At 40.7% G+C, this 24,278-nt stretch carries 24 protein-coding genes; 13 read left to right on the top strand and 11 right to left on the bottom strand.

Going from position 1 to position 24,278, the window contains the following annotated elements; genetic code table 11:
• Positions 1-15: 15 nt before the first annotated feature.
• Positions 16-1,569: a serine/threonine-protein kinase gene (locus ICL16_RS36725; RefSeq protein ID WP_190836513.1), complete on the top strand. Its 1,554-nt coding sequence runs from the start codon at positions 16-18 to the stop codon at positions 1,567-1,569.
• A 415-nt stretch (positions 1,570-1,984) separates the two neighbouring features.
• On the opposite strand, the gene ICL16_RS36720 is transcribed toward ICL16_RS36725, so the two are convergent.
• The 6 genes from ICL16_RS36720 to ICL16_RS36695 all read right to left on the bottom strand — a co-directional run bounded on the left by ICL16_RS36720 (position 1,985) and on the right by ICL16_RS36695 (position 8,398).
• Positions 1,985-2,182, bottom strand: a complete 198-nt coding sequence (locus tag ICL16_RS36720) for an NblA/ycf18 family protein (protein WP_190836512.1) — start codon at positions 2,180-2,182, stop codon at positions 1,985-1,987.
• 434 nt (positions 2,183-2,616) lie between these two features.
• Positions 2,617-3,342 (bottom strand): Stp1/IreP family PP2C-type Ser/Thr phosphatase, encoded by a 726-nt coding sequence (locus tag ICL16_RS36715; RefSeq protein WP_190836511.1) that lies wholly within the window; start codon positions 3,340-3,342, stop codon positions 2,617-2,619.
• A 16-nt stretch (positions 3,343-3,358) separates the two neighbouring features.
• Positions 3,359-5,041, bottom strand: a complete 1,683-nt coding sequence (locus ICL16_RS36710) for an ABC1 kinase family protein (RefSeq protein ID WP_190836510.1) — start codon at positions 5,039-5,041, stop codon at positions 3,359-3,361.
• Between the two features lie 92 nt (positions 5,042-5,133).
• On the bottom strand, positions 5,134-5,460 hold the full coding sequence (locus ICL16_RS36705; protein WP_190836509.1) for a DUF6825 family protein: 327 nt from the start codon (positions 5,458-5,460) through the stop codon (positions 5,134-5,136).
• Positions 5,461-6,564: 1,104 nt separating this feature from the next.
• Positions 6,565-7,002: a tRNA (adenosine(37)-N6)-threonylcarbamoyltransferase complex ATPase subunit type 1 TsaE gene (tsaE, locus tag ICL16_RS36700; RefSeq protein ID WP_190836508.1), complete on the bottom strand. Its 438-nt coding sequence runs from the start codon at positions 7,000-7,002 to the stop codon at positions 6,565-6,567.
• A 25-nt stretch (positions 7,003-7,027) separates the two neighbouring features.
• On the bottom strand, positions 7,028-8,398 hold the full coding sequence (locus tag ICL16_RS36695) for a gluconeogenesis factor YvcK family protein (protein ID WP_190836507.1): 1,371 nt from the start codon (positions 8,396-8,398) through the stop codon (positions 7,028-7,030).
• A 175-nt stretch (positions 8,399-8,573) separates the two neighbouring features.
• On the opposite strand from ICL16_RS36695, the gene ruvC reads away from it, so the two are divergent.
• Positions 8,574-9,065 carry a crossover junction endodeoxyribonuclease RuvC gene (gene ruvC, locus ICL16_RS36690; RefSeq protein ID WP_190836506.1) on the top strand — a complete coding sequence of 164 codons (492 nt, stop codon included), beginning with the start codon at positions 8,574-8,576 and terminating at the stop codon, positions 9,063-9,065.
• A 34-nt stretch (positions 9,066-9,099) separates the two neighbouring features.
• Here the strand turns inward: ruvC and ICL16_RS36685 are convergent, their stop codons facing one another.
• The gene (locus tag ICL16_RS36685; protein WP_190836505.1) at positions 9,100-9,996 is read right to left on the bottom strand and encodes an alpha/beta fold hydrolase; all 897 of its coding nucleotides are present in this window, start codon (positions 9,994-9,996) and stop codon (positions 9,100-9,102) included.
• Positions 9,997-10,126: 130 nt separating this feature from the next.
• On the opposite strand from ICL16_RS36685, the gene ICL16_RS36680 reads away from it, so the two are divergent.
• The 3 genes from ICL16_RS36680 to ICL16_RS36670 all read left to right on the top strand — a co-directional run bounded on the left by ICL16_RS36680 (position 10,127) and on the right by ICL16_RS36670 (position 12,467).
• On the top strand, positions 10,127-11,608 hold the full coding sequence (locus ICL16_RS36680) for a CIA30 family protein (protein ID WP_190836665.1): 1,482 nt from the start codon (positions 10,127-10,129) through the stop codon (positions 11,606-11,608).
• Positions 11,609-11,718: 110 nt separating this feature from the next.
• Positions 11,719-12,075, top strand: a complete 357-nt coding sequence (locus tag ICL16_RS36675; RefSeq protein ID WP_190836504.1) for a hypothetical protein — start codon at positions 11,719-11,721, stop codon at positions 12,073-12,075.
• Between the two features lie 11 nt (positions 12,076-12,086).
• Positions 12,087-12,467, top strand: coding sequence for a GFA family protein (locus ICL16_RS36670; RefSeq protein WP_190836503.1), 381 nt, complete (start codon positions 12,087-12,089; stop codon positions 12,465-12,467).
• Here the strand turns inward: ICL16_RS36670 and ICL16_RS36665 are convergent.
• Entirely contained in the window at positions 12,464-12,679 is a 216-nt protein-coding gene (locus ICL16_RS36665) for an addiction module protein (protein WP_190836664.1), read from the bottom strand. The genes ICL16_RS36670 and ICL16_RS36665 overlap by 4 nt on opposite strands.
• A gap of 48 nt (positions 12,680-12,727) precedes the next feature.
• On the opposite strand from ICL16_RS36665, the gene ICL16_RS36660 reads away from it, so the two are divergent.
• Positions 12,728-12,973, top strand: coding sequence for a DUF5615 family PIN-like protein (locus tag ICL16_RS36660; RefSeq protein WP_337907195.1), 246 nt, complete (start codon positions 12,728-12,730; stop codon positions 12,971-12,973).
• A gap of 357 nt (positions 12,974-13,330) precedes the next feature.
• Positions 13,331-16,438, top strand: a complete 3,108-nt coding sequence (locus ICL16_RS36655; RefSeq protein WP_190836502.1) for a serine protease — start codon at positions 13,331-13,333, stop codon at positions 16,436-16,438.
• Between the two features lie 604 nt (positions 16,439-17,042).
• On the opposite strand, the gene ICL16_RS36645 is transcribed toward ICL16_RS36655, so the two are convergent.
• The 3 genes from ICL16_RS36645 to ICL16_RS36635 all read right to left on the bottom strand — a co-directional run bounded on the left by ICL16_RS36645 (position 17,043) and on the right by ICL16_RS36635 (position 18,012).
• Positions 17,043-17,354: a PIN domain-containing protein gene (locus ICL16_RS36645; protein ID WP_337907198.1), complete on the bottom strand. Its 312-nt coding sequence runs from the start codon at positions 17,352-17,354 to the stop codon at positions 17,043-17,045.
• Positions 17,355-17,446: 92 nt separating this feature from the next.
• Positions 17,447-17,707, bottom strand: coding sequence for a hypothetical protein (locus tag ICL16_RS36640; RefSeq protein ID WP_190836501.1), 261 nt, complete (start codon positions 17,705-17,707; stop codon positions 17,447-17,449).
• Between the two features lie 119 nt (positions 17,708-17,826).
• Positions 17,827-18,012: a hypothetical protein gene (locus ICL16_RS36635; protein ID WP_190836500.1), complete on the bottom strand. Its 186-nt coding sequence runs from the start codon at positions 18,010-18,012 to the stop codon at positions 17,827-17,829.
• 439 nt (positions 18,013-18,451) lie between these two features.
• Between ICL16_RS36635 and ICL16_RS36630 the strand changes: the two genes are divergently transcribed.
• The 6 genes from ICL16_RS36630 to ICL16_RS36605 all read left to right on the top strand — a co-directional run bounded on the left by ICL16_RS36630 (position 18,452) and on the right by ICL16_RS36605 (position 24,265).
• Positions 18,452-18,652 carry a type II toxin-antitoxin system VapB family antitoxin gene (locus ICL16_RS36630; protein ID WP_190836499.1) on the top strand — a complete coding sequence of 67 codons (201 nt, stop codon included), beginning with the start codon at positions 18,452-18,454 and terminating at the stop codon, positions 18,650-18,652.
• A complete protein-coding gene (gene vapC / locus ICL16_RS36625) occupies positions 18,649-19,047 on the top strand; it encodes a type II toxin-antitoxin system VapC family toxin (RefSeq protein ID WP_190836498.1) in 399 nt (132 codons plus the stop codon). Before ICL16_RS36630 ends, vapC begins: the two co-directional genes overlap by 4 nt.
• A 65-nt stretch (positions 19,048-19,112) precedes the next feature.
• The gene (locus ICL16_RS36620; protein WP_190836497.1) at positions 19,113-20,087 is read left to right on the top strand and encodes a pre-peptidase C-terminal domain-containing protein; all 975 of its coding nucleotides are present in this window, start codon (positions 19,113-19,115) and stop codon (positions 20,085-20,087) included.
• 170 nt (positions 20,088-20,257) lie between these two features.
• Positions 20,258-21,406, top strand: a complete 1,149-nt coding sequence (locus ICL16_RS36615) for a trypsin-like peptidase domain-containing protein (RefSeq protein WP_190836496.1) — start codon at positions 20,258-20,260, stop codon at positions 21,404-21,406.
• Positions 21,407-21,567: 161 nt separating this feature from the next.
• The gene (locus ICL16_RS36610; protein ID WP_190836495.1) at positions 21,568-23,874 is read left to right on the top strand and encodes a sensor histidine kinase; all 2,307 of its coding nucleotides are present in this window, start codon (positions 21,568-21,570) and stop codon (positions 23,872-23,874) included.
• Positions 23,819-24,265, top strand: a complete 447-nt coding sequence (locus ICL16_RS36605) for a response regulator (protein WP_190836494.1) — start codon at positions 23,819-23,821, stop codon at positions 24,263-24,265. Before ICL16_RS36610 ends, ICL16_RS36605 begins: the two co-directional genes overlap by 56 nt.
• Positions 24,266-24,278: the final 13 nt, after the last annotated feature.

Genomic DNA, 24,278 nt, shown 5'->3' with positions numbered 1-24,278 from the left:
AGTAGCAAATTTTCTATGTCAGACCACAATATTGGTCGCCTACTTAGCAAACGTTACCAACTTCAGGAGTTAATCGGTACTGGAGCGATGGGTAGGGTTTACCGTGCTAAGGATGTTTTATTAGGAGGTGTCCCCGTTGCTGTTAAATTTCTAGCTTTATCAATTCAAAACCAAAAAATGCGGTTGCAAGATCGTTTTGAGCGAGAAGCAAAAACTTGTGCTGTTCTGGGGCAAAGAAGTATTCATATAGTTAGAGTGATGGACTATGGCGTAGATGAGAACAACACTCCTTTCTACGTGATGGAGTATTTACAGGGAACCAGCTTAACTAATATCATCCGCAAGCAGCATTTACCTTTGCCCAGATTCCTCAGTATGGTACGTCAAATTAGCTTAGGATTACAATGCGCTCATGATGGTATCCCTGTTGAGGGTAAAATTTGTCCGATTATCCATCGCGATATTAAGCCTAGCAATATATTAGTGATTGCTGACCCTAGTTTTGGAGAGTTAGTCAAAATTCTCGACTTTGGCATCGCTAAGTTGTTACTATCTGACAACAATTATACTAACTACTATTTAGGTACTATGGCTTATTCTTCTCCTGAACAGATGGAGGGGAAAGAACTAGATAACCGCTCAGATATTTATAGTTTGGGTGTGATGATGTTTGAGATGCTCACAGGTAAAATGCCTTTAGTCGCACCCACTCACTCTTTTGGAGCATGGTATAAAGTACATCATCATCAACAACCGCGTTCCTTTACGGAAGTTGACTCTACATTAAAAATACCTCAGGAAGTGAAAGATTTGGTGATGAGTTGTCTAGCAAAGACACCAAGCTCTCGTCCTCAAAATATTGCTGAAATTCATCGAGTTTTGGCATCTATAGAACAACAATACAGTACAGGTAACATTCAGCTTCAGAGTAATCATTCTACTGATGTAGTTACGGCTAGCAGCTCTGTTGAGGAGAAAAAAACCATAGATTCATTCAAATCTGTTTCCAACGATGAAATTGCACGACTTTGTTGTTGGCCGCAAAATAAACCGATTGCTGATATTGTGTTTCCAGGGCCAATCCGTGCTAACGGAGAAGTTTTAGTAGCTTTATGGATCATGCTACCACTACAGGAAATTCAGAAGCGCTCTGTTTGCACTAGATACAATCAATTTCTCTTCATCACTGCCCCTCACCCGATGCTGCTGTGGATTACTCTAATCTACAACCGCAAAAGTGGTGCTAAATGGCTGCCTTACTATCTCGATCTTAAAACCAGTATGGGTCAAGAAATTGCTTGTTTACTGGCACAATCAGGTTTTTATCGCCTGTTATTCTTTGCACGAGAAGCACCAAGTCACTGTATTCACGTCATGCTTTCCAGTATCGCCCCTGCTCAACGCCAACGACTGCAAGAGTGGATAAAGATGAGTAACACTCTAGCTTCTTCTGGCGACCCTCAATTCAGTAAAAATTTACTGAAAACAGAGTATGAAAAGATTAAACCACAAATCTTAGCAAAGCTTCATGCTCTCAACACAGATTCTCCATTCGATCTCTCTGGCTGAGAACTCTCGCGCTCAAAAATTTGTAAATATTAAATTATGTAAAGATAATATTACATGATCCCTCAATTCAAGTTATAAGAAAGATAAATAGAAAAACTCAAATCAAAAAAACGTTTGGGGTGGGCTAAATCTATCATTTGGTTTAGTCCAAAAGATAAAAAACACAATAAATTAACTACTTGAGCAAGCAGCAACAGTATAAGTTAGGCTAAATTTTCACATAATTTCAGCCTTATAACTTATGGCAAGCTAAAACTACATTTAAGTGTACGTAGTAGTGTTGCGCAATTTAGTAGTTGCGTCTTTAACTTCTTCCTTGTAGTCATCTCTTCGAGTTGACGCCCCGGCATCCCCAGTTCTTTTCCTCCTTGGAACAGAGCAAGAGAAGGAGGTCGCCTACTTTTACGCAAGCAGCCTATGCCCAAGAAGAACCAGAATCTAAGCCCCATTGGTGCTTAAGCAGTTCTTTGTAAGTAGCTTCGCGCACAACCATTTGCTCGTAGAGTTTGACCAAAAAGTCCTGAGCTTGCTCGTGACTCATGTTTTCCACTTGAGTAGCAAATGAGCGGATGCTAAATTGCTGTTCCAGGGTGAGTTGAATTGGTTGATTCATAATTACTCCGAAAAATAACTAGTAAAAGTGTTATAGCTCACAGAAGTTCCAAATGGGTAGAAGATCCTGGGCATATACGGTCATACATTTGTACCCCTGTAATAAGAAAGATAACAATTGTTTGACTAATTGCCCATATCTTTATGGAGATTTTTCTGATGAGCTGATTGCTTACGGGTCAGCCTTGTGATATAAACCTCAAGTCCACACAGAGAAATTCCGGCAAACTTCGGTTTGAAAATATGCTAAATTAAGCCTCCCGCTCATAAATTGAGAGGCTTAAGATTATTTGTATCAAGTTGCAGCACAGAAAAAAGCTCAAATTGAACAAATTTTGAGTATATGTACCGGGAAGAATAGCTAATGGCTAATTGCTAATGGCTGATAGAAGACTGGCAATTAACAATTAACAATTAGCAATTAGCCATTCCTAGTTAGTCGAGTGCGACTAAGACAACGGTAATGTTATCGTGTCCACCTTGCTCTTTAGCGGCTTCAACTAGAGTGAGAGCGGCTTTTTCAACCAAGGGGATGTCTTTGAGGTAGTTAGCAATATGAAAATCGTCGAGTTCTTCTGTAAGACCATCACTACATAACAGTAAGCGATCGCCTGGTGTGACATTCAATGGCTGAGCGTCAATTTGATTGAGATCCTCACGTCCTAAACACCGGGATAAAACATGACGAAATGGATGAATCCGTGCTTCATCTGGTTTAATTTCGCCCATCTTCAGAGCGCGTGCTACCCAAGTATGATCTTCACTGATTTGCTCAAGTGAGGAATTACGGAAGCGGTACAGTCTGGAGTCACCAACGTGAGCACACCAAGGCGACTGTGGTGAGCGGAACACCACTACTACAACAGTTGTCCCCATGTCAGCCCGTTCAGGATGATTTTGCTGATCGAGCAAAATTGCTTCATTTGCTTTTTGCAAAGCCGACTCTAATAACTGCTCATCTGACGACGAAGTATTCCAATTAGCGACTAAATGCTCCTGAATTGCAACAGTCGCAATGCGACTTGCTTGCTCACCGCCTGCATGACCACCCATACCATCAGCGACGATGAAAAATCGCCCTTCTTGGTCAACATAATAAGCATCTTGGTTATTAGAACGAATAAGTCCCGGATCGCTAACTCCGGTAAATTTAAGTTTCATAGACTTTCATTAACTATTAATACGTGCGCTCGGAGCGGTCAAGGCGTAGGAGCAGCCGAATCAGTAACCCTGACACTGCAACTGCAATTAAAAAGGCAAGTATCGCCAACCATACATAATCTTTAATCAATAAAACCGTAGCCGAAAGCGTAAAACCACTGATGAGGACAGCATAGGTCAAAGTGAGCTGAATATTGCTTTGCCGTCGCAGCAGGCGCTCTGTTTCCAGAGATCTTACCCGCACGCGCACGTCTCCCCGCTCTAGTTTTTCTAGTGTATCTTCAAGTCTACGGGGTAGTCCAAGTGCTGTACTACTAACTTGAACTGCTTGACGACTTAGTTCATTGAGAAAGCTATTGCCCTCAGAACCGTTCATATTGGTCATAAGCTGCATTGCGTATGGTTGAGCAACTTCCATAAAGTTAAACTCTGGGTCTAATCCCTTACCTACTCCTTCGAGAGTTGAGAAGGCTCGCATCACGAAAGTGAAAGTTGCTGGGAATCTAAATGGTTGATTATAAGCTATTTCGTAAAGGTCATCACTAATTGCCGCTACCGATTGGTTTTCAAAGGGCTGATCCATGAAATGATCCAGCATGTACTGAACCGATCGCCGCACTGGTCCCATGTCATCCACTGGCGCTATTGCTCCCAAATCGATCAGGGATTGGACAACGCGATCGCCATCTTTGGAAGCAATGCCAAATAGCGTTTCCATCAATCCATCACGAATATTGGACTTAATCCGCCCCATCATACCAAAATCGTAAAAAATTAACGCGCCTTCTGGACTAACAGCAATATTTCCTGGATGGGGATCAGCATGAAAAAAGCCATTATTGAGAAGTTGATGCAAGTAGGCTTGTGCGCCTTGACGAGCAATTGTTTTGCGATCCAATCCTGCTGCTTCTATCGCTTCATACTGGCTAATTTTTATACCCGGCAGATATTCTAGTGTCAGTACTCGCTGTGAAGTATAGCGCCAGTAGATCCGGGGTACTTTTACCCATTCATAGCTGCGGAAATTGCGTCGGAAAGTATCGGCATTGCGTCCTTCATTGAGATAATCAACTTCTTCCCAAAGAATGCGGCAACACTCTTCATAGATCCCAATCCAATCTCGCCCACGTCCCCACTTAGGATGGTTTTGAAAGTAGCGTGTAATACCCTTAAGAATTTGTAAATCTATTTCAAAAAGCTTTTTCAGCCCAGGGCGTTGCACTTTAACAACCACTGCCTCTCCTGAATGCAGCATAGCTTTGTGTACTTGTCCTAAACTAGCTGCTGCCAGGGGAATAGGTTCAAAACTTTGGAAAAGTTCAGGAATTTTCTTGCCTAGTTCTTGCTCAATAATTGCTTCTACTCGTTCATAGCTAAATGCTGGTACTTTATCTTGTAGCTTTGCCAGTTCTTCTACATATTCGCTCGGAAATAAATCAGCACGAGTAGAGAACAGCTGTCCAACTTTAATAAAAGTTGGTCCTAAATCCAGCAGAGTATTGCGAATCCAAATCGCCTGTGCCTTACGTCTTAGGGACTGTTTGGCTTCAGTAACACCACCCGGGTAGCTCCATGATTTGTTATACAACCAAAGCTTGAACATTAAGGTCAATACAAAAGACCAAATGTCGAGAAAGCGCCGTCTGCGAGAGTATTTTTCGCGACTCCAACGGTATGCCTTTGTATAATCCTTTTCCATATGTTTTGCGTACCGCTGGTTATTCATTGAGTCAGTAAGAGGAAGAGACACTCTGATTCCTAAACTGTAATTGAGCTTAGTGTGGGAAATAGTTAGAGAGAATTACTACGATAAGGTTGCAACTCGGTTCGCAATAAGGCAATTTCTGCACGCAGTTCATCGATCATTGCTTGTAAATCAACTGCGTTTGAACCAGATTGAGAGTACCCTGTGGTACTTGTTCCTCCACTGGCTGCGGCACTGGCTCGCTCTGCCCGTTCTAAGACTTCTTCTGTAAAAGAACGCAATTGCTCTGTTAGTTCAGCATCAAGTTTGCCAATTTCGCTAAAAGCGTCTGTTACAGCGAATTCTAGCTTCTCTGTGAGGACTTCTGCGACTGCTCTGCCTACGAAAAATGATTGCAAAAGGGGGTTAGTCATAAATTTTTGTTACGCTCATCCGCAAAAAAATTATAACTTGCCTGATTGCTTTACTGCCTTTGTACTTTTCCGAGTTTCGGACAAATTCCCCCTTTGGTATATTTGTACCTCCAATGGCGTGTCAATTGATTGATGAAAAGAAAAAACACGCTTTATTTCAGTCGGCAAACCTCTGCTGAGAAGCAAAAGGTATAATTGCTAACTGCTATCTGGTTGAGCAGCAGGCTTGTTTCAAGAGTGAGGCAATCAGCTTATTAGCAAATCTTTTTTTCTTTTAATTTTTAATTAACATAACTCATTAATAACCAATTTTTTATTCATCATGTATAAATCTTGCATTTATTTGGGGAATACTATTCATGAACATAAGTTAGACAAGTTACTTATCACTTGATGGTTGTATAACTTTTATCGATTTGCTTAATCGTCATCAACCATCCGGATTTGTTTACTCATTCAAGAAAAGAAGAGTAGAAAATAAATCCGGACAAATCAACATGTCTAACTTATGTATCAACCTTGTTTTTAACTAAAAAATAGCTGGTATGCATCTATCAAACACAATCACAAAATCTAGTTTTTTCAAGTCATATTGCTTCTACTCCAAATTTAATTTGCTTGTACTATTATCATGTCCGGGAATAAAATTGTTAATTAAAAGTGATAATTGGTTAAAGCAATTTCAAAAATCATCATGGATGAACATTTACTAACTGGAAATACATCTATTCTATGATTTGTAAGCGGTTGTAGTCAAAACTATGCTGATGCTTGGTGGTCGAGCAAAAAAGACGAGCAAGCGTAAATTATCAGCTTGTTAAGTTTTAGAATAGGCTGCTCCGTTGATAAAAAAACATCATCATGGATATAGTGCGTAAATTCTCCTCAAACAACTTTGTTGTTGTTCTCCTGTGAGTTCTATCTGCATTGAAATGCAGGTATTGCATAAATGTGTGCGGATACAAATCATGAAAGTACCTGCTATTTGTGAAATTTTGAAATGAAACTTGGTAACTAATATGACGATTCAATTGAATGGTTCTGATGAACGTGGTAGTGGTAGATTTAATGCGCTGTAAAATTATATTCTAGTGTCAAAACTAGTCATACTTTTATAGCACAGTTGTGTGGTGTAATTTCGGCATAACGACTTCCATCAACTGCAACCAAACGTAAGCTAAGATAACTATTTGGCTTATAAGGCATTCTTTGGGCCCACTCGATCGCCACAATTCCCGGAATAACTTCGATACCCTCCCAGTAGGTTTCTAAGTTTAAGGCGGCGACTTCTTCTGGTTCTAAACGGTATAAATCAAGGTGGTAAAGGGGTAGGCGTCCTTGTGTATACTCATTAATCAAGGTGAAAGTTGGACTAACAATAGATTCTGTAATTCCCAAACCTTCACCGATACCTTGCACTAAGGTAGTTTTGCCCGCCCCCAAATCACCCTCTAGTAAAATTACACTGTTAGCACTTAAAGATTGAGCAAGAGAAATCCCTAGCGCGCGCGTTGCAGCTGCATTACTGAGGGAAATTTTCATAATTTATCGATCTCAAAAATTTCTTCTAACTTTTTCCATGTTTCACTCCACTGTACCAACGTAATAAGACTCGTGCTAGTTGTTGAGGATTGTGACGCACATAACCTGTCTCATCTTCGTGCATAACGTTAGCGACAACTATACGTCGTCCTAACTGAGTAATGGCTTCACGATCAATGAACACAGGATGAGATTTTTGTTGAGCGTAGCGGATTAGTGCATGAGCGCTGGGGGATTTTTTGTGTACAAGTACAGCATTAAATAAGGGTTTACCGCAAGCAGCATCAATCGCTCTAATGTGATCGGCAACAGTATATCCTTGAGTTTCCCCTGGCTGAGTCATGATGTTACAAACATAAATTTTCGGCGCACTAGTAGCAGCGATCGCCTCAGCAATTTCTGGTACTAACAAATTAGGAATTACACTTGTGTAGAGACTACCTGGACCCATAATAATGTAGTCTGCCTCTTTAATTGCCTTGATTGCTGCTGGCAAAGCTGAGGGATGGGCAGGAGTACAACCAATTTTGACAATCGTACCTCCGGCGGCGGTAATATTCGACTCACCTTCAATATGACTACCATCTGCTAACTCTGCCCACAGCCGAACATCACTAAGAGTAGCTGGCAAAACTTGTCCGCGAATGGCTAGTACCTTTGAACTAGCTGCCACAGCGCGTTCTAAATCCCCAGTAATTTCACTCAGTGCTGTTAAAAACAAGTTACCAAAGCTGTGACCTGTCAAACCATCCCCAACACGAAAACGGTATTGAAAAAGTTCTGTTAACAACTTTTCTTCATCAGCCAGTGCCGCCAAACAATTGCGAATATCTCCTGGTGGTAATACGCCAAATTCTCGGCGCAATCGCCCAGAAGAACCGCCATCATCTGCTACAGTAACGATAGCGGTAATATTAGCGCTGTATGTTTTTAAACCTCTCAGTAAGGTAGAAAGTCCTGTCCCACCTCCAATTACAACAATTTTTGGTCCTCTGTACAAGCGACGATGGGCTAGTAGAACATCAATGAGTTCTTCATCGCCTTCCGATCTAAACACCTGAGTAATTGAACTTACTGTACGGCTTTGCCCCCAAACAAGCAACAATAAGCCGCACACCAACACAACTGGTCCACTAATGTAGTACGGTACAATTTTGGTGATTAATGTCAGAAGCTCTTTGAGCAACTCAATTGCCCAAAAAATTGGTGTCAGTCTAATCCAAATCGCAAACCCCAGACTTGCTAACAGAACACCACTGACACTAATTAGTAGCCAGCGTTTGACAAATAATCCAGGAGATAACCATTTGAACCACTGGTTGACTCTGTGAGGGGTGCGACTGCGTGACTGCAGTTGCAGGGCGTTGAGGGCTTGTTTGAGAAAACCAATTGACATACCTGATTTAAAGCAGTGCTACAAACTTACAAGTGTGAAAAAAATGTATCCTACGTAGCTTAATGCTAAGTTTCGGATAATGACATTTTTCCATTCCGCTCTTACTCCAACAGCATAATTCAAGTTATCAATATTGATAGTAAAACCATCGCCTATTTTATTTAAAGAGACTTTAATGTCCAAGCGAATTTTAGGATTAGATCCAGGGCTAGCAATCTTGGGGTTTGGGGCGATCGTCTGCCCGGAAAATCAACCCCAGGTACGAGATCATAAGGTAAGCTTGTTGGACTTTGGTGTCGTCAGTACACCAGCCAATACAGAAACAGGAAAAAGGTTGTGTACTTTATACGACGATTTGCACACCCTGATTGGGGAGTTTAAACCCGAGTTAGTAGCGGTAGAGAAGCTATTCTTTTACCGCATGTCAAGTACTATTCTAGTTGCTCAGGCAAGGGGGGTGGTTATGTTAGCTTTAGCACAACATAATCTTCCGTATGTAGAGTTTACTCCTGCCCAAATTAAACAAGCTTTAACCGGATACGGTAATGCAGAAAAGTATGAAGTGCAACAGGCAGTGGCACGGGAATTAGAATTAGATGCAATTCCAAAACCGGACGATGCTGCAGATGCTTTAGCCGTGGCATTAACAGCATGGTTTCAAGTGTAATTACTATGACAATCTTATCTGAGTTATCAAGTGATTACCTATGAGTAGATAAATAACGTTGCAACAAACCGATCGCCACTTCTGGCATTTCTAAATGAGGTAGCACACCAGTATCTGCGATCGCCACAAAACCCCGAATAGCACTTTCATTGAACTTGGACAAGCGTCGCCCTAACTTAACATCAGTAAATTGCGCCTTCTCACCCCAAAATATCACCGTAGGTACAGTTAGTTGCTGAATGTACAAACTCAAATCAAAGTAAAGATCGCCGCGTAAAAATGCTAATGCGGCAAACCTAGCATTTGGTTGCTGTGCAGAAGCTAAATAAGCTTGCACCATTTCTTGTGAAACTCGTTCTGGTTGAGCAAACAAAAAACTGCGCAAAAAGTTGCCTACTGCCAATTCATTTTCTGCACCAAAAGCATAAATTAAACTATCCAACAAGGGTATATTAATAACTTGGAGCGGAAGCCTACGTCCTACACCTTGCCCAAAGTCATCAAAACCAGATGGACAAACTAAAAATAAAGCTTGGAATAAAAAAGGCTGTTGAATGGCAAGGCGAATAACCAACGCCGCCGTCAAAGAAGATGCAACTACTGTCACAGGGGGGCGACAAGTATGTCTGATAAACTCTGTGATGGTGAGCAAATAATCATTAACTTGATAATCACGTACTGGATGAGCCGATTCACCCCATCCAATTAAATCCGGTGCTAACACACGATGAGTAGTAGCAAAAGCCGGATAAACTTTAGACCATTCATAAGCAGAAGCCCCGCCACCAAAATTATGTAGAAATAGTAGCGGGGGTAAATCTTCCGTCTCAGGAATCAACCAAGGTACAGTAGTTTGGGTATAGTAAACCATTAACCCAAGGGAGGTGTTGACGACTTTTTGCCCAAAACCAGGAGGTTGAAACTGGAGCATGATAAATGAAGCTCTAACTCTTCTTGATCAAATTCTCGCTTGCTTTGTAAGATTCTGTACCACCACTTTGATGAAAAAACCTTGTTGTAATTGTGTGGCAATATAAAAAAAACCGAGTAAGGTTGCGATGATGACAGACAAAAATCGCTCTCAATGGGACTTAGGCAGATTCTTCCAAACCCTAACCTATTTTGAAGTCATTCCTTTCCTCAATTGGATACAGGATTTATTTCAGGGTCGTCCCCATAATAATAATAGACCTGATGGAGCAAAACAAGTGGGTGTAATACTGGTAGCAGGTGCAACAGGTGGTCTTGGTAAGCGAGTCGTGAAGCGACTGGTGGAACAAGGTTATCGAGTAAGATGTCTTGTACGAGATATTGACAAAGCACGGTCAATACTTGGTAATAATATTGACTTAGTTGTTGGAGACATCACCAAACCAGAAACTCTGACTTCCTTAGCTCTGGGAAATATCCAAGCTGTGGTATGTTGCACTGCTGTACGTGTGCAACCAGTAGAGGGAGATACGCCAGAGCGCGAAAAGTACTATCAAGGCATCAAATTTTACCAACCAGAGATTGTCGGTGACACTCCCGAAAACGTGGAATACCAAGGTGTGAAAAACTTGGTAGCAGCCGCAGGTAGATATTTGCCCAAGCAAGGGGAAAAAGTATTATTTGATTTCAAAAATCCCACCACCGAATTAAAGGATACCTGGGGTGCTGTTGATGATGTGGTGATGGGAGGCGTAAGTGAAAGTAGTATCCAATTAGTAGATGACACAGCTTTATTTGCTGGCAATGTTTCAACAGCTAACTCTGGAGGATTTGCTTCTGTAAGAACAAAAAATTTCACTCCTCCTTTCGATTTATCAGGTTATGCAGGCGTACAATTGCGCTTAAGAGGCGACGGTAAACGTTATAAATTCCTTCTACGGACAGAAGCACAATGGGATGGTGTTGCCTACAGCTATTCTTTCGACACTGTAGCAAATACCTGGATAGATGTGCGCATTCCCTTTACAGATTTGACTGCGGTGTTTCGGGCAAAAACTGTGAAGGATTACCAGCAAATAGACGCCAGTAAAGTTTGCTCATTTCAACTGATGTTGAGCAAATTTGAATATGACGGCGGATTAAATCCCAATTTTTCACCTGGTGGTTTTACTTTACAAGTGGAATTAATAAAAGCTTATGGTGGGATAAGTTTACCACAGTTTGTCCTTGTTAGTTCAGCAGGTGTAACTCGTCCCGGACGCCCCGGAATTAATTTAGATGAAGAACCGCCAGCGGTAAGATTAAATGACCAATTGGGAGGAATTTTAACGTGGAAGTTGAAGGGAGAAGATAGTTTAAGAGAAAGTGGAATTCCATACACAATTATTAGACCATGTGCTTTGACTGAAGAACCAGGAAGCAAAGAGTTAATCTTTGAGCAAGGCGATAATATCCGGGGAAAAATCAGTCGTGAGGATGTAGCAAAAATATGTGTAGAAGCGCTAGAACAATCGAAGGCGTGTAACGTTACATTTGAGGTGAAAGAGGGAGAAAATAGTACTAATTCTATCGATTGGGAGAGGTTATTTTCTCTTTTAGAACCAAACAAATAGGGTGCGTTAGATTAAATTCGCTGTTAAAACCCACCTATATTGTAGAGACGTTACATGTAACGTCTCTACGAACGCAACATACAATTAATATATATGGCTGGAGCAATACAATGAAACGTATCGGGCTGGTAGGATTAGCCCTATTTTTAGTAATTATTCTTTGGGGCGGCTTATTATCAAACACCGCCTCATCTCAGCAAATCGAATCTCGTATCAGCACTTTGGAAGCAGATATCAATCGTTTGGAGTCGCAAGTAAACCAGCTACAGGCTCAGTTGGGGAATCAAGGGCGCACTTCACCGTCACCAAGAACAAATATTACTCCAACAGGGGAACCGCGTTCGAGAAGAAACTTATCAACCCAGGAACGCGATCGTATGTTTGATCGACTGGCTACTTTAGTGGTAGAACTGAAGCAGCAAGTTAACAAATTAGAAACACGGCTATCGAAATTAGAATCACGCTAATCCAGATTCCTATGAGTGAACCAGTAACTTACGATGGCGGATGTCACTGTGGCGCAGTGCGATTTCAGGTGGTGGTTGACAAGCACAAAGCTGATGATTGTAACTGTTCAATCTGTAGAAAGAAGGGTTTTTTACACCTAATTGTCACCCAAGATAAATTTACTTTACAGCAAGGCGAAGATGCGCTGACAACCTACAGATTTAATACAGGAGTTGCCCAGCACAAATTTTGCCGCCATTGTGGAATTCACTCTTTTTATATTCCGCGCAGTCACCCCGACTGTGTTGATGTGAATGTGCGCTGTCTTGATGGGGATGCGATCGCACGATTTGAGATTGTACCTTTTGACGGAGCAAATTGGGAACAGAATATTCACAAGTTGAGAAGTTAATTCTCAATTTTGCCTAACCGTTTTTTAACTTCCTCCCAACTAGAACCATCAGCTGGGTTTTTCTGGTAACTTTCTAAGCGTCTTACTAGTTCTTGTTGTTGCGCTTCACTCAAGGGAAGTTCTTCTTGCTGTTCTAGGATGCTGTCCCATAAATCTTCAGCTAGTTGGATACGTTCTGCAACGCTGATTTGAGAAATGACCTGTTGTAAAATTTCTGCGAGCTTTGGGGCATGATGTTTTAACCGTTCAAGAAGCTCGCATTGCAAATCAACGAATTCAGTAGCGCGGATGTTTTAACTTACGCAACTAGTGAAGAACGTGCCGTCATTACCGAGAACCGTAAAGATTTTTTTCGGTTGCACCGCATACAGCCAGATCATGCTGGAATTATCGCATGTACAAACGACCGTGATTGGGAAGCTTTGGCTAACCGAATTCACAATGCAATTACAGCAGAAGAAGGTTTGAAAGGCAAACTAATTCGCGTCGTGCGTCCTACCTTATAGTTTTTTAAACTCTATTTGGATTTAATTTATTTTTAATCACTAGGGTTTAATTTTATCTACTGTTAAGATACACATCATATATGATTTACTGAATGACTGTATAGATGTTGAAAAAAACTTCACATCAATAGCTTTTTTACGTATATTCAAGAATTTTTTCTCAAGTTATGAATAATTATAGGCATAATATTTTAAGTTAAAAATCAACCATAACTTCCATCAACAACAAATATATATAGCGTTCCTAAATGATTCCCAAACAGTCCTGTTTTGACTGATGACTGATAACTGTTGACTGTCAACTGTTAACAGTTAACAGCCCAAATGAAAAGTTTGTAAATCAAATAGGATTGCTATATGAATCGTTACCGCTTCAATCAAATGGCGCTAGCCAGCCTCAGTAGTCTCCTCTTCTTCCCTAGCGCCCTAGCTGGAACATTTATTCAATCAAATCATCCTACTTCCGTACTTGTCAGTAGTAGGCTGTCAGAAGCAGAGATTCGCCAACTAGCCCAAGCTATTACTGTAAGAGTCTTGAGTGCTCACCAGGGCGGAAGTGGAATTTTAATTAAAAAACAGGGGCAAACATACACCATTTTAACCAATGCCCATGTGGTTAACTCTAAAGCAGCCTATCGCATCCAAACTCCTGATGGCAAAAACCATCCTGCCGTAGTTATCAGTCGTGGTGATTCTCTCAAAGGTAATGATTTAGCATTATCACAGTTTAACGCCAAAGAAAACTATCGCGTTGTACCTTTAGCCACCAACTCAAACTTATCAGAAAATCAAGAAGTTTTCGCTGCTGGGTTCCCTTATGATCGTAAAGAATTAGTCATCAGCAGTGGCAAAATCTCTTTGTTGTCTTCTCAACCTTTAGTTGGCGGTTATCAGATTGGTTACACCAATGAAATTCAACAAGGAATGAGTGGGGGACCACTGTTAAATCTTGAAGGTAAATTAATCGGGGTGAATGGTTTACTCAACAGGGCTATTTTAAACGATGCTTATGTTTATCAGAATGGTTCTCGTCCCAGCACTGAACAACTCCAACATTTGCGACAACTCAGCTTTGCTGTCCCAATTCAAACCTTAGCAAAAATTGCTCCCAATCAAGCAAATGGTCGAACAAAAGAACAAAATCAGCAACAGGCTTCTCAGCAACCAGTTGCTAATAATATACTTGATAAAGTTAATAGCATTGCCGAACAAATTACCGTGCGGATTGACTCGAAAAATAATGGTAATGGTTCTGGAGTCATCATTGCTCATACTGGACAAACTTACTATGTTGTCACTGCTCTTCATGTCGTAAAGAATCCAGACTCTTATGAGATTGTTACCCTTGATGGACAGCGATATGCACTGCAACAGCAGAACATCATCAAACCGGAAGGATTGGACGTAGCGCTGTTAAAGTTTACCAGTAATCAAACCTACTCAGTTGCCACGATTGCTAAATATAACCTATTCAAATTGAGCACAAATAATTGGGTATTTCTATCTGGTTTTCCTGGTAACGCTAATGGAAAGCGGAAGTTTACCGCAGGTTATCTTCAGGGTAAAGAGAAAGTATTTACCCGTGCGAAAGACGATGATAATTTTGATCGTTTGATTAATTATGGCTACGAACTGATTTACTCTAATCTGACACTAGCAGGAATGAGTGGAGGACCAGTGTTAGATTCAAAGGGGCAAGTGATTGGGATTAACGCAGGTTCAGAGGATGAAAGCGTAAATAGTCAGGTAAATCTAGGTTTTGGTCTTGGAGTACCAAGCAGTACGCTTTTAGGTCTAGCCACAAGAGCGGGATTGAAACCAGGATTGTTGAAACGTGTTAATACTGCACCAGAAAAACTTACAGAAGTAGAAATTAATTCGCTCCAGAATCATCGATTATTTGCTGTTGAAAAGCTGCAACAAAATGCCAACGAGTTTGATTGGCTCAATTATGGCAATCAACTATGGCGATTAGGCAAAAATTCAGAAGCCATTGCAGCTTTGCTTCAAGCTATCAAGCTTAAGCCAGACTTCCCTCAAGCTTATTATGTCCAAGGCTTGGCATTATATTCCCAGAAAAAATATCCAGAAGCGTTAGCTGCTGTTGAGCAAGCTATAAAAAGTAACCCTGACTACTTTGAAGCTGGGATTTTCAAAAGAGAAGTGCTTCAAAAGTTAGAGAAATACCCAGAGGCGCTAGCAGCAATTGATAAGGCAATTGAGTACAACAACAACGATGTTAACCTTTATTTACAGCGAGGTTGGACACTCTACTGGTTAAAACGCTACTCTGCGGCTATGCAAGCATTTAAAAAGGCGATTGACTTTAAGCCTAATTCTCTAGGTTACTTAAGCCGAGGTGTTTTACGCACTAACTTGAAAGATTATCAGGGGGGAATTGCAGATTTAAATGAAGCAATTCGACTCCAGCCTGATTATGCAAGATTATATAGCAACCGGGGTCGCGCCCGCTCTATGTTAAAAGACTTAAAAGGAGCGATCTCCGACTACGATCAAGCAATTCAACTCGCCCCTGACGATGCTGATGGTTACTACAATAGAGGTCGGGTTCGTTATATTTTTTTGAGAGACTTTAAGGGGGCACTGGCTGATTACAATCCAGCAATTCAAATCGCCCCTGACGATGTTTCCAGCTACATCGGTAGGGGTCTGGTTCGTTCTGATTTGAGAGATTTGAAGGGGGCACTAGCTGATTTCAATCAAGCAATTCAACTCGAACCTAACACAGCATTATCATACAAAATCCGAGGAGATTTCCACAAGAAGTTGAAAGATTACAAAGAAGCACTTTCCGATTATAATCAAGCAATTCAACTTCAGCCTAACTGGGCTGTAGCTTACGCCAGTAGGGGTTTAGTCCGCTTTTTTCTCAATGACCCCAAAGGGGCAATAGCGGATTTAGATCGAGCGATTAAATTTCCCTCCGACTATATTTCACCCGGATCATTTTCATCCGCAGTCTACCAGTATAGGGGTTCAGTCCACGAAAAGTTGAAAGATTATCAGGCAGCGTTGGCTGATTATACGAAAATGATTCAACTCGAACCTGACGAGGCATTTGCTTACAGTCTCCGGGGTGATATCCGTACTAAGTTAAAAGACCAAGAGGGAGCTTCGTCGGATTACTTAAAAGCAATTGAACTTTACTCTAAGGAGATTGAACTTGTTCCTGGGAATGCTATGACTTACTTATGGCGAGGTTTGATCCGCAATAAGTTGGAAGATTATCGCTTAGCACTCTCCGATTATAATCAAGCGATTATAATCGAGCCTGACAATGCAGTAGCCTACTTATCGCGGGGTTTGGTTCGCAATCAGTTGAAAGATTATCAGGGAGCGATCACGGATTATAGTCAATGGATTAAACTCCAGCCTAACAATGCATTAGGCTATAGTTTGCGGGGTGATGTCCGCCAACGATCAATTAGAACAGCTTGGTCTTAAAGCAATGGACGCACTTCATGTTGCTTGTGCGGAAGCATCTAAGAGCGATTATTTTATAACCTGTGCTCAGCGACTAATAAATCGCGCTCAAGGGTTAAAATTGAAAGTCATGAACCCAACCGATTTTATTTTGGAGATAGAAGATGACAATTAAAGTCCTTAACGAACAGCAGATTTTAACTGAAGCCATGCAAGTTTTAATGACACCTCCGCGAACCATCAAAAGTATTGCGTTTTTGGGCAGCTTGTAGTAAAACTGAGTCCGATTACCTCAAACTTAAAGAACAACTCTTTGCGAATGAAACCGTTGCCAGTTTGTACGAGAAGGTGAAAGCATTTGAAAATTCTGGTTCTCATCAACCATAAAAGTTAGCGCGGTTGATTAAATTACTTTCTTCAAGCGTGGAAACCTTAATCCACGCTGGTACATTTCAATTTATACAATTGTAGACCATATCTACCTAAAAAAATGAACCGCTTCAATCTTCGGACGATGTCAAAGACATGCGCCGCTCCGCGTCTACGCTTAATCGCCGACGCACAAAAACTGCTTTCACATTCTTGAGAAGAATCTACGCTTAATGGCAAACACCCAAAAATACAATTACCCTTGAGATTCCCAATCCTCAAGCTGTAAACCTTCCACACGGCTAAACTCAGCAGTATTATGACTCACTAAAATAAGATTGTTCGCTAGAACTATCGCCGCAATTTGCAAATCATATGAACCGATGGGAGTTCCCAAATTAGCAAGTTTAGCACGAATATCCCCAAATATTTCTGCCGCTGTATCATCAAATGGTAAAGAAATAAAACGGCTTAAAAACGCTTTTTGCAAAGCTAAACTTTTGGTTGGTTGATGACTTCTCTTTACCCCATAAAATAATTCAGCCTTAACAATAGAACAAACAACAATATCTGAATCTATTTGACATTCTACCCTGCGGCGTCAATTTAGATTTCTCCCATTGAGATAAACTATACAAGCATTAGTATCTAATAGATAAATTATTCTATAGGCTCTCGTTCTTCATATTTACCTTGAGGATATCTAACGATTGGGTCATCTGCTAAACAGCCAAAAGTTTTATCAATAAATTCATGCCACTCTAATTGCTTTAATTCTGACTCTTTAAAAGAGTCAATTTGTTTTTTTATAGGTTCAATCGTCACAGTTACTTCTAACTCAGAACTTTTCACATCTACAGGAATATCTAGATGTAAAATTCCATCTTCGCCTACCTGAAGACATAACTTAATTGTTTGCATAACTTAACTATATTCTGTGTTTTCATTAAAAATATCAACAGCCTCAACCCAATGCAAGCCGCTTTACATAACGTATTTTTTTTCGCCTTTCAAGATAATTGCATTATTATTACTTTTTACTATATCATAATTATCATACCAAATTTACAGATAAATGGTATAAATTCATTCAACAAAGCAGTAAGTATATTTGCTTTTAGAGATTCAACAACTGTATTGAGGCGATCGCACAGTGGCAGCAATTCGTCAAGATTAATGTTAATTGCCTCTTCTACATCTAGAATTGTCAGCATATCTTCAGCCATCTCTTCCATTGCATGAGCTCACATATCCTATTGTCGGAGTTTGATCTTCTCTCTGATACGATTAATATCACTGCGAGGCACTTGCTTATTCAGGTAACATCCTGCTAATCATATCAAGTTTTACTACTACGGTAGCAATTATTACCTAAAGGTTTTTTCCTCACCTTGCAAGGTAATTGTGACTTGTCACATTATTATTTTTTATATCATCATAATTATCATACCTTTCCTTGAGCAAAATTCTTTGCTACAAAGGCCCGATTAGCCTCGTGGCTTAACCTAGCTGCTGGGCTTGATTCAAGTCTGGTAAGGACTTGCTGTCACAGTTGACGTAACTTAATTATTTGTATAACTTACCTACCTTTAGTAAAGTATAATTATCATAATACTTAAACAAAATTACTATGTTGTAACAGCAGGTTATGTAGTAGAGAATTGTATGCCTATCAATATTCAAATTGACGAAGCCTTAATCCAAGAAGCCTTAGCTTTTGGCAATCAACAAACTGAACGTGATGTAGTCGAAGTTGCCTTGCGCGAGTATGTGCAACGTCGCAAGCAGCTTAAAGTACTGGAATTGTTTGGGACAGTTGATTACGACGAAGATTACAATTATAAACAGCAACGACGGCAGTCATGATTGTTGTAGACACGTCTGTATGGTCATTGGCACTGCGGCGAAATACTCGATCGCAAGTAATGCCTGTTGTTAATCAGTTGCGCGATCTGATTATGGATAGTCGAGTTGTTTTGCTAGGGGCTGTGCGCCAAGAGGTGCTTTCAGGGATTCGTCATTTTGAACAGTTTACTCGGTTGAGGGACTACCTGCGTGCATTTCCTGACCTGGAGTTAACAACTGAAGACTACGAGTTAGCAGCAGAATTTTACAATACTTGCCGCATACATGGTATCCAAGGAGCAAACACTGATTTTTTACTTTGTGCAGTTGCTCATCGTCGTGACTATACCATCTTCACAACTGATAAGGATTTTGAGAGTTTTCAGGCGTATATTCCAGTCACTTTACTTCAGTAAGAAGGTGACTTTTTGACTGCTATCCGCTTCTTGCTTGATACTAATATAAGGTTTGGTGCTATGTTATGCCAGGTCAGCTTTTGAACATCGGTCAACTTTTGGATGGACGATACCGAATAACTAAAACCTTACCCCCTGGTGGATTTGGGCAAACTTATATTGCAGAAGATATCAAGCGTCCAGGGAACCCCCAATGTGTAGAACAATTTCATGGCAACCCCCAATTTAACAGTGATATTTATGCTTTGGGAATGGTTGCTATCCAAGCACTTACAGGGTTACTTGTCATTGACATCTCAAAACTAAGAGATCCAAATAATCCCAGCACAGGTGAAGTTGTCTGGAGTCACAGAGCGCAGCAGGTTAGCCCAAACTTAGTAAACGTTATCAATAAAATGGTACTGTTTGACTGTCGTCAGCGCTACCAATCCGTAAGTGAAGTCCTCAAAGATTTGACGAAAATCGACAAGCCGCAGCCGCCCCCAAGTTCGCCACGAAAAACACTTTGGCTAATTCTTGCTGGGGCGGCTGCCTTGATTGTAGTTGGTGTGATCTTTGCTTTCTATAACAAGCCCAACACATCTGGCGAACAAGCAGTGAAAACAGTACGAGAAAAAGCTAATAGAGGAGACTATCAAGGAAATATCCCCAGCTTGTTGCCCCAGCGACAATCTCCCAGTGCTAGCAACCAGCAAGCTAAAAGTTTATCGCTCAATGGTCAACTGGTAAATGATAAACTTGACGGGAGTGACGCTGTTTTACCAAATAATACTTATTACAAACTTTATATGTTTGAGGGTCGGGCAAATCAACAAGTGTCAATTGAAATGACAAGCCAAGAAATTGACCCTGCTTTAATTTTATTAAATGCTGATGGCAGCGAACTTGCCCGTAATGAAGATGTATCGCCGGGTGATTTCAACTCCAGAATTGTAGCGACACTACCCAAGGATGGTAACTATATAGTGCTTGCTATTTCTTCTCAAGCGCAACAATCCGGGACTTACTACTTACAAGCAAAAGTGTCAGGTTCAAAATAGGCTGGGCAATGCCCACCTAGTAGGTGGTTGTTGAAAAAAACTTCACCTAAATAGGTTATCACCTTAGATTGGAGAATAAATTCTCAAATTATGAGTCAGTTTGGTGAAGACAACTAAGATACTGATTAGTAAACAGAATTGACTACTCAGCTATTCAGGAATGTCTTAAGATGAACAGTAGACTATTAAAAATAGGAACATCAGCAGTTTTGGCAAGTGTAATTAGTGTTGCTGATGTTGGGACGCTGTTTGGATACCAATTAAGTGCGATCGCTCAAAACACTCAAGAATCTGAGCATTTATTAGTTAGTGAGAAGACTAAGGGAAAATCAAATATCATATTAGCAAAAAACTCTGAAGAACAAACGCGGATTCAGGTGTATAAACAAGCTAGTCCGGCTGTAGTAGCGATCGCCACTGTAACAGGACATGGTAGTGGCTTTATCGTTAGTCCAAATGGTCTAGTTTTAACCAATGCTCATGTTGTCCAAGATACTCCTACTGTGACAATAGTTCTTGCAGATGGAAGACAAGTCTTAGCTGATGTGGTAAGTTTTGCTCCTCAAGGCTTAGATTTAGCTGCACTTAAAATCCGCTCTGCCAAAAATCTGCCTACCCTTCGCTTAGCTGCACCAAGTTCAGTGCAAGTCGGTCAATCAGTTTATGCGATTGGGACTCCCCTAAGTGTAGAATTACAGAATACCTTCACCAATGGTGTTGTTAGCCGCATTGACACAAAATCTGGATTAATCCAAAATAATGCTGCTGTTAATCCGGGCAATTCAGGAGGACCACTGCTTAATTCTAAAGGTGAAGTGATTGGTGTTAATAGTGCTATTATTAATGACACCGAAATTAAAAGATTTATTGGCATTAGTTTGGCTATTCCCACCGACTTAGTTAAACCTTTTTTAGTAGCAGTAGAACAAGGTAAACCTTCTTTAGTCACACAGCGCCAAAAACCCAGTAATAACGAAGTTCAAGATTTACCTTTGAATGGTCAAGTCGTACAAGCATCGCTGAAAAATGGCGATCGCGTTTTACCTAATAACAGCTATTTTCACCTTTATGTCTTTCAAGGAAAAGCTGGTCAACGGGTTACAATTGAGATGGCAAGTCAGCAGATAGACTCTCACATCTACTTGCTGCTTCCCGGCAAAGAGAAGCTAGTAGCGCAAAACGACGACATTTCACCACAGGATTTTAATGCGAAATTGACTGTAACCCTGCCAGACAATGGCATTTACTATGTGTTAGCTAACACATTTGAAGCTGGAGAGTCTGGTAATTATAGCTTACGGGCAGTAGTGCAAACTTAACATACCTACACATTTATAGTGTAGATAATCACCTTTTTTTTACATTTTTTATTAAAAATACTGTTTTGGGGTTTGTATACTATGAAATGCTGATGTAGAGACGCTCTGTCGGAGTGTCTCTACTGTGTTTTTTATGATCCTGAAAATAGGAGGATCAGATTATGATAAATAATGTAGAATTGCCCAGCATTAATCTGACTAGTTTAAAAGAAGCACCAATTCATCTGTCTTGTCGAATTCAGCCTCACGGAGTACTTTTTGTGCTTCAAGAGCCTGATTTAAAAATATTACAAGTAAGTAGTAATGTATATTCGTTTTTCGGCATAACTCCAGAAAATTTATTACAAACCAAATTAGAAGATTTACTTGACTCATTTCAAGTAGAAAGAATTAAAGCAGGATTGTTAGAAGAAAATATTGAGTTTATCAATCCAACTAAAATTTGGGTACGAAAAAAGGGTGATGATTACGTAGTATTTGATGGTGTCTTTCACCGCAATGCAGATGGATTTATGATTCTGGAATTGGAACCAGCCCTGACTCAAGAAAACATTCCCTTTTTAAGCTTTTATCATCTGGCAAGAGCTTCTATAAATCAACTACAAGAAACAGCCAGTCTTCAAGATTTCTGTCAAATTATTGTCCAAGAGGTACGGAAGGTAACTGGATTTGACAGGGTGATGCTGTATAAGTTTGATGAAGATGGGCATGGCTGTGTCTTGGCTGAAGAAAAACTAGCTACCCTGGAATCTTATTTAGGTTTGCATTACCCAGAATCAGATATTCCTAAACCAGCAAGGAAGTTATTTGTTTCTAACTCGATTAGATTAATACCGGATACGCATAGCGAGTCTCAGTCACTTTTACCGATTAATAATCCGGTAAGCGAACGCCCTGTAGATCTGACCAATTCTATCATGAGGAGTGCTGCTCCCTGTCACCTAGAGTATTTGCATAACATGGGTGTCGGTGCTTCTTTGACTATTTCTTTAATTAAAGAAGGAAAACTCTGGGGGTTAATTGCTTGTCATCATCAAACACCCAAGTATGTTTCCTATGAATTGCGCAAAGCCTGCGAATTTTTAGGGCGGCTGATATTTTCGGAAATATCCGCAAGAGAAGAAACAGAAGATTACGACTATCGCATGAGACTGACATATATCCAATCAGCATTGATTGAGCATATGTCGAGCGAAGAAAACTTTATTGACGGTTTAGTTAAACATCAGCCAAATCTGTTGGATTTAACTAGTGCGCAAGGGGCAGCAGTGTGTTTTGGCGATCGCTGCACCTGCATTGGTGAAACTCCCAAAGAAGAAGACTTGAACTTTTTAGTCCAATGGCTCAAGAATAACGTTAATGAAGAAGTCTTCTATACAGACTCTCTGCCACAAATATATCCAGATGCAGAAAGATTTAAAAACGTTGCGAGTGGAATGCTGGCGATCCCCATTTCCAAGCGCAATTACGTTTTATGGTTTCGCCCCGAAGTGATTCAAACTGTAAATTGGGGTGGAGATCCTCATAAAGCGTTTGAGGTAAGCCAAAAAGATGGGAATGTGCGCCTATGCCCGCGTAAATCATTTGAACTGTGGAAAGAAACAGTTCGTTTAACCTCTTTACCTTGGCAATTTGTGGAGGTAAGAGCAGCACTGGAACTGAAAAAGGCAATTGTGAATATTGTCTTGCGGCAAGCAGATGAACTGTCACAATTAGTTCAAGATTTAGAACGTTCTAATGCTGAACTGAAAAAGTTTGCTTACGTCGCTTCCCACGACTTGCAAGAACCTCTCAATCAAGTGACTAATTACGTGCAGTTGTTAGAAATGCGCTATCGAGAGGCACTTGATGAAGATGCACAGGAGTTTATCACCTTTGCTGTGGAAGGAGTGAGCCTGATGCAGACGTTGATTGATGATGTGCTGGCATACTCTAAGGTAGATATGCAAGCCATCGAGTTTCAACTCATTGAGGTAGAGACAGCTTTAGAACGCGCCCTTTCTAACTTGCGCAAACGCATTTCCGAAACAGGGGCGGTGATTACTTACGATCACTTGCCCACGATTATGGCAGATCGCACTCAGCTAATGCAGTTGTTCCAGAACCTAATTGGTAATGCGATTAAGTTCAAGAGCGACAAATCACCATCCATTCATGTGGGAGCGACTAGACTAGAAGATGAGTGGCTATTTTCAGTACAGGATAACAGTATTGGCATAGATCCACAGTTTAGCGATCGCATTTTTGTGATCTTTCAACGCCTACATACACGAGATGAGTATCCCGGAACAGGTATGGGTTTGGCAATCTGTAAAAAGATTGTCGAGTGTCACCGAGGACGGATCTGGGTAGAATCTCAATTAGGAGAAGGTGCAACCTTCTACTTTACGATTCCAGTCGGAGGACGCGATCGTGAGCGCAGAAACGGAAGAAAAGCTCAAAACAATCTTTTTGGTGGAAGACAATAAAGCTGATATTCGTCTGATCCAAGAAGTATTGAAAAATAGCTCGGTGCCGCATCAAGTGGTAACGGTTAGGGATGGCGTGGATGCTATGGCATATTTACGTCAAGAAGGCGATTATGCTGATGCACCACGCCCCGATCTGATCCTGCTGGATTTGAATTTACCGAGAAAAGATGGTAGAGAGGTGTTGGCAGAAATTAAAGCAGATCCCAAACTCAAACGCATTCCAGTCGTAGTGTTAACAACCTCACATAACGAGGATGACATCTTTCACAGCTACGATTTGCATGTGAATTGCTACATCACTAAATCTCGAAACCTCACTGAGCTATTTAAAATCGTCAAGGGGATTGAAGAGTTTTGGCTGGCAACCGTTACTTTACCACCGGAATGAGGGGGTAGGATGT

This window comes from Iningainema tapete BLCC-T55 (genome assembly GCF_014698965.1).
Taxonomy (GTDB): Bacteria; Cyanobacteriota; Cyanobacteriia; order Cyanobacteriales; family Nostocaceae; genus Iningainema; species Iningainema tapete.
Note: the sequence above shows the minus strand (reverse complement) of the source record. Positions and strands in the feature narration are given on the sequence as shown.

What these genes read in the sequence shown, in the direction of transcription:
- ICL16_RS36655 (WP_190836502.1), top strand. Translation starts at nt 13,331, where the DNA reads ATGAATCGTTACCGCTTCAATCAAATGGCGCTAGCCAGCCTCAGTAGT.
- ICL16_RS36720 (WP_190836512.1), bottom strand. Translation starts at nt 2,182, where the DNA reads ATGAATCAACCAATTCAACTCACCCTGGAACAGCAATTTAGCATCCGC.
- ICL16_RS36675 (WP_190836504.1), top strand. Translation starts at nt 11,719, where the DNA reads ATGAAACGTATCGGGCTGGTAGGATTAGCCCTATTTTTAGTAATTATT.
- ICL16_RS36685 (WP_190836505.1), bottom strand. Translation starts at nt 9,996, where the DNA reads ATGCTCCAGTTTCAACCTCCTGGTTTTGGGCAAAAAGTCGTCAACACC.
- ICL16_RS36640 (WP_190836501.1), bottom strand. Translation starts at nt 17,707, where the DNA reads ATGCAAACAATTAAGTTATGTCTTCAGGTAGGCGAAGATGGAATTTTA.
- ruvC (WP_190836506.1), top strand. Translation starts at nt 8,574, where the DNA reads ATGTCCAAGCGAATTTTAGGATTAGATCCAGGGCTAGCAATCTTGGGG.
- ICL16_RS36610 (WP_190836495.1), top strand. Translation starts at nt 21,568, where the DNA reads ATGATAAATAATGTAGAATTGCCCAGCATTAATCTGACTAGTTTAAAA.
- ICL16_RS36635 (WP_190836500.1), bottom strand. Translation starts at nt 18,012, where the DNA reads ATGGCTGAAGATATGCTGACAATTCTAGATGTAGAAGAGGCAATTAAC.
- ICL16_RS36620 (WP_190836497.1), top strand. Translation starts at nt 19,113, where the DNA reads ATGCCAGGTCAGCTTTTGAACATCGGTCAACTTTTGGATGGACGATAC.
- ICL16_RS36630 (WP_190836499.1), top strand. Translation starts at nt 18,452, where the DNA reads ATGCCTATCAATATTCAAATTGACGAAGCCTTAATCCAAGAAGCCTTA.
- ICL16_RS36725 (WP_190836513.1), top strand. Translation starts at nt 16, where the DNA reads ATGTCAGACCACAATATTGGTCGCCTACTTAGCAAACGTTACCAACTT.
- ICL16_RS36695 (WP_190836507.1), bottom strand. Translation starts at nt 8,398, where the DNA reads ATGTCAATTGGTTTTCTCAAACAAGCCCTCAACGCCCTGCAACTGCAG.
- ICL16_RS36670 (WP_190836503.1), top strand. Translation starts at nt 12,087, where the DNA reads ATGAGTGAACCAGTAACTTACGATGGCGGATGTCACTGTGGCGCAGTG.
- tsaE (WP_190836508.1), bottom strand. Translation starts at nt 7,002, where the DNA reads ATGAAAATTTCCCTCAGTAATGCAGCTGCAACGCGCGCGCTAGGGATT.
- ICL16_RS36710 (WP_190836510.1), bottom strand. Translation starts at nt 5,041, where the DNA reads ATGGAAAAGGATTATACAAAGGCATACCGTTGGAGTCGCGAAAAATAC.
- ICL16_RS36680 (WP_190836665.1), top strand. Translation starts at nt 10,127, where the DNA reads ATGACAGACAAAAATCGCTCTCAATGGGACTTAGGCAGATTCTTCCAA.
- ICL16_RS36615 (WP_190836496.1), top strand. Translation starts at nt 20,258, where the DNA reads ATGAACAGTAGACTATTAAAAATAGGAACATCAGCAGTTTTGGCAAGT.
- ICL16_RS36705 (WP_190836509.1), bottom strand. Translation starts at nt 5,460, where the DNA reads ATGACTAACCCCCTTTTGCAATCATTTTTCGTAGGCAGAGCAGTCGCA.
- ICL16_RS36715 (WP_190836511.1), bottom strand. Translation starts at nt 3,342, where the DNA reads ATGAAACTTAAATTTACCGGAGTTAGCGATCCGGGACTTATTCGTTCT.
- vapC (WP_190836498.1), top strand. Translation starts at nt 18,649, where the DNA reads ATGATTGTTGTAGACACGTCTGTATGGTCATTGGCACTGCGGCGAAAT.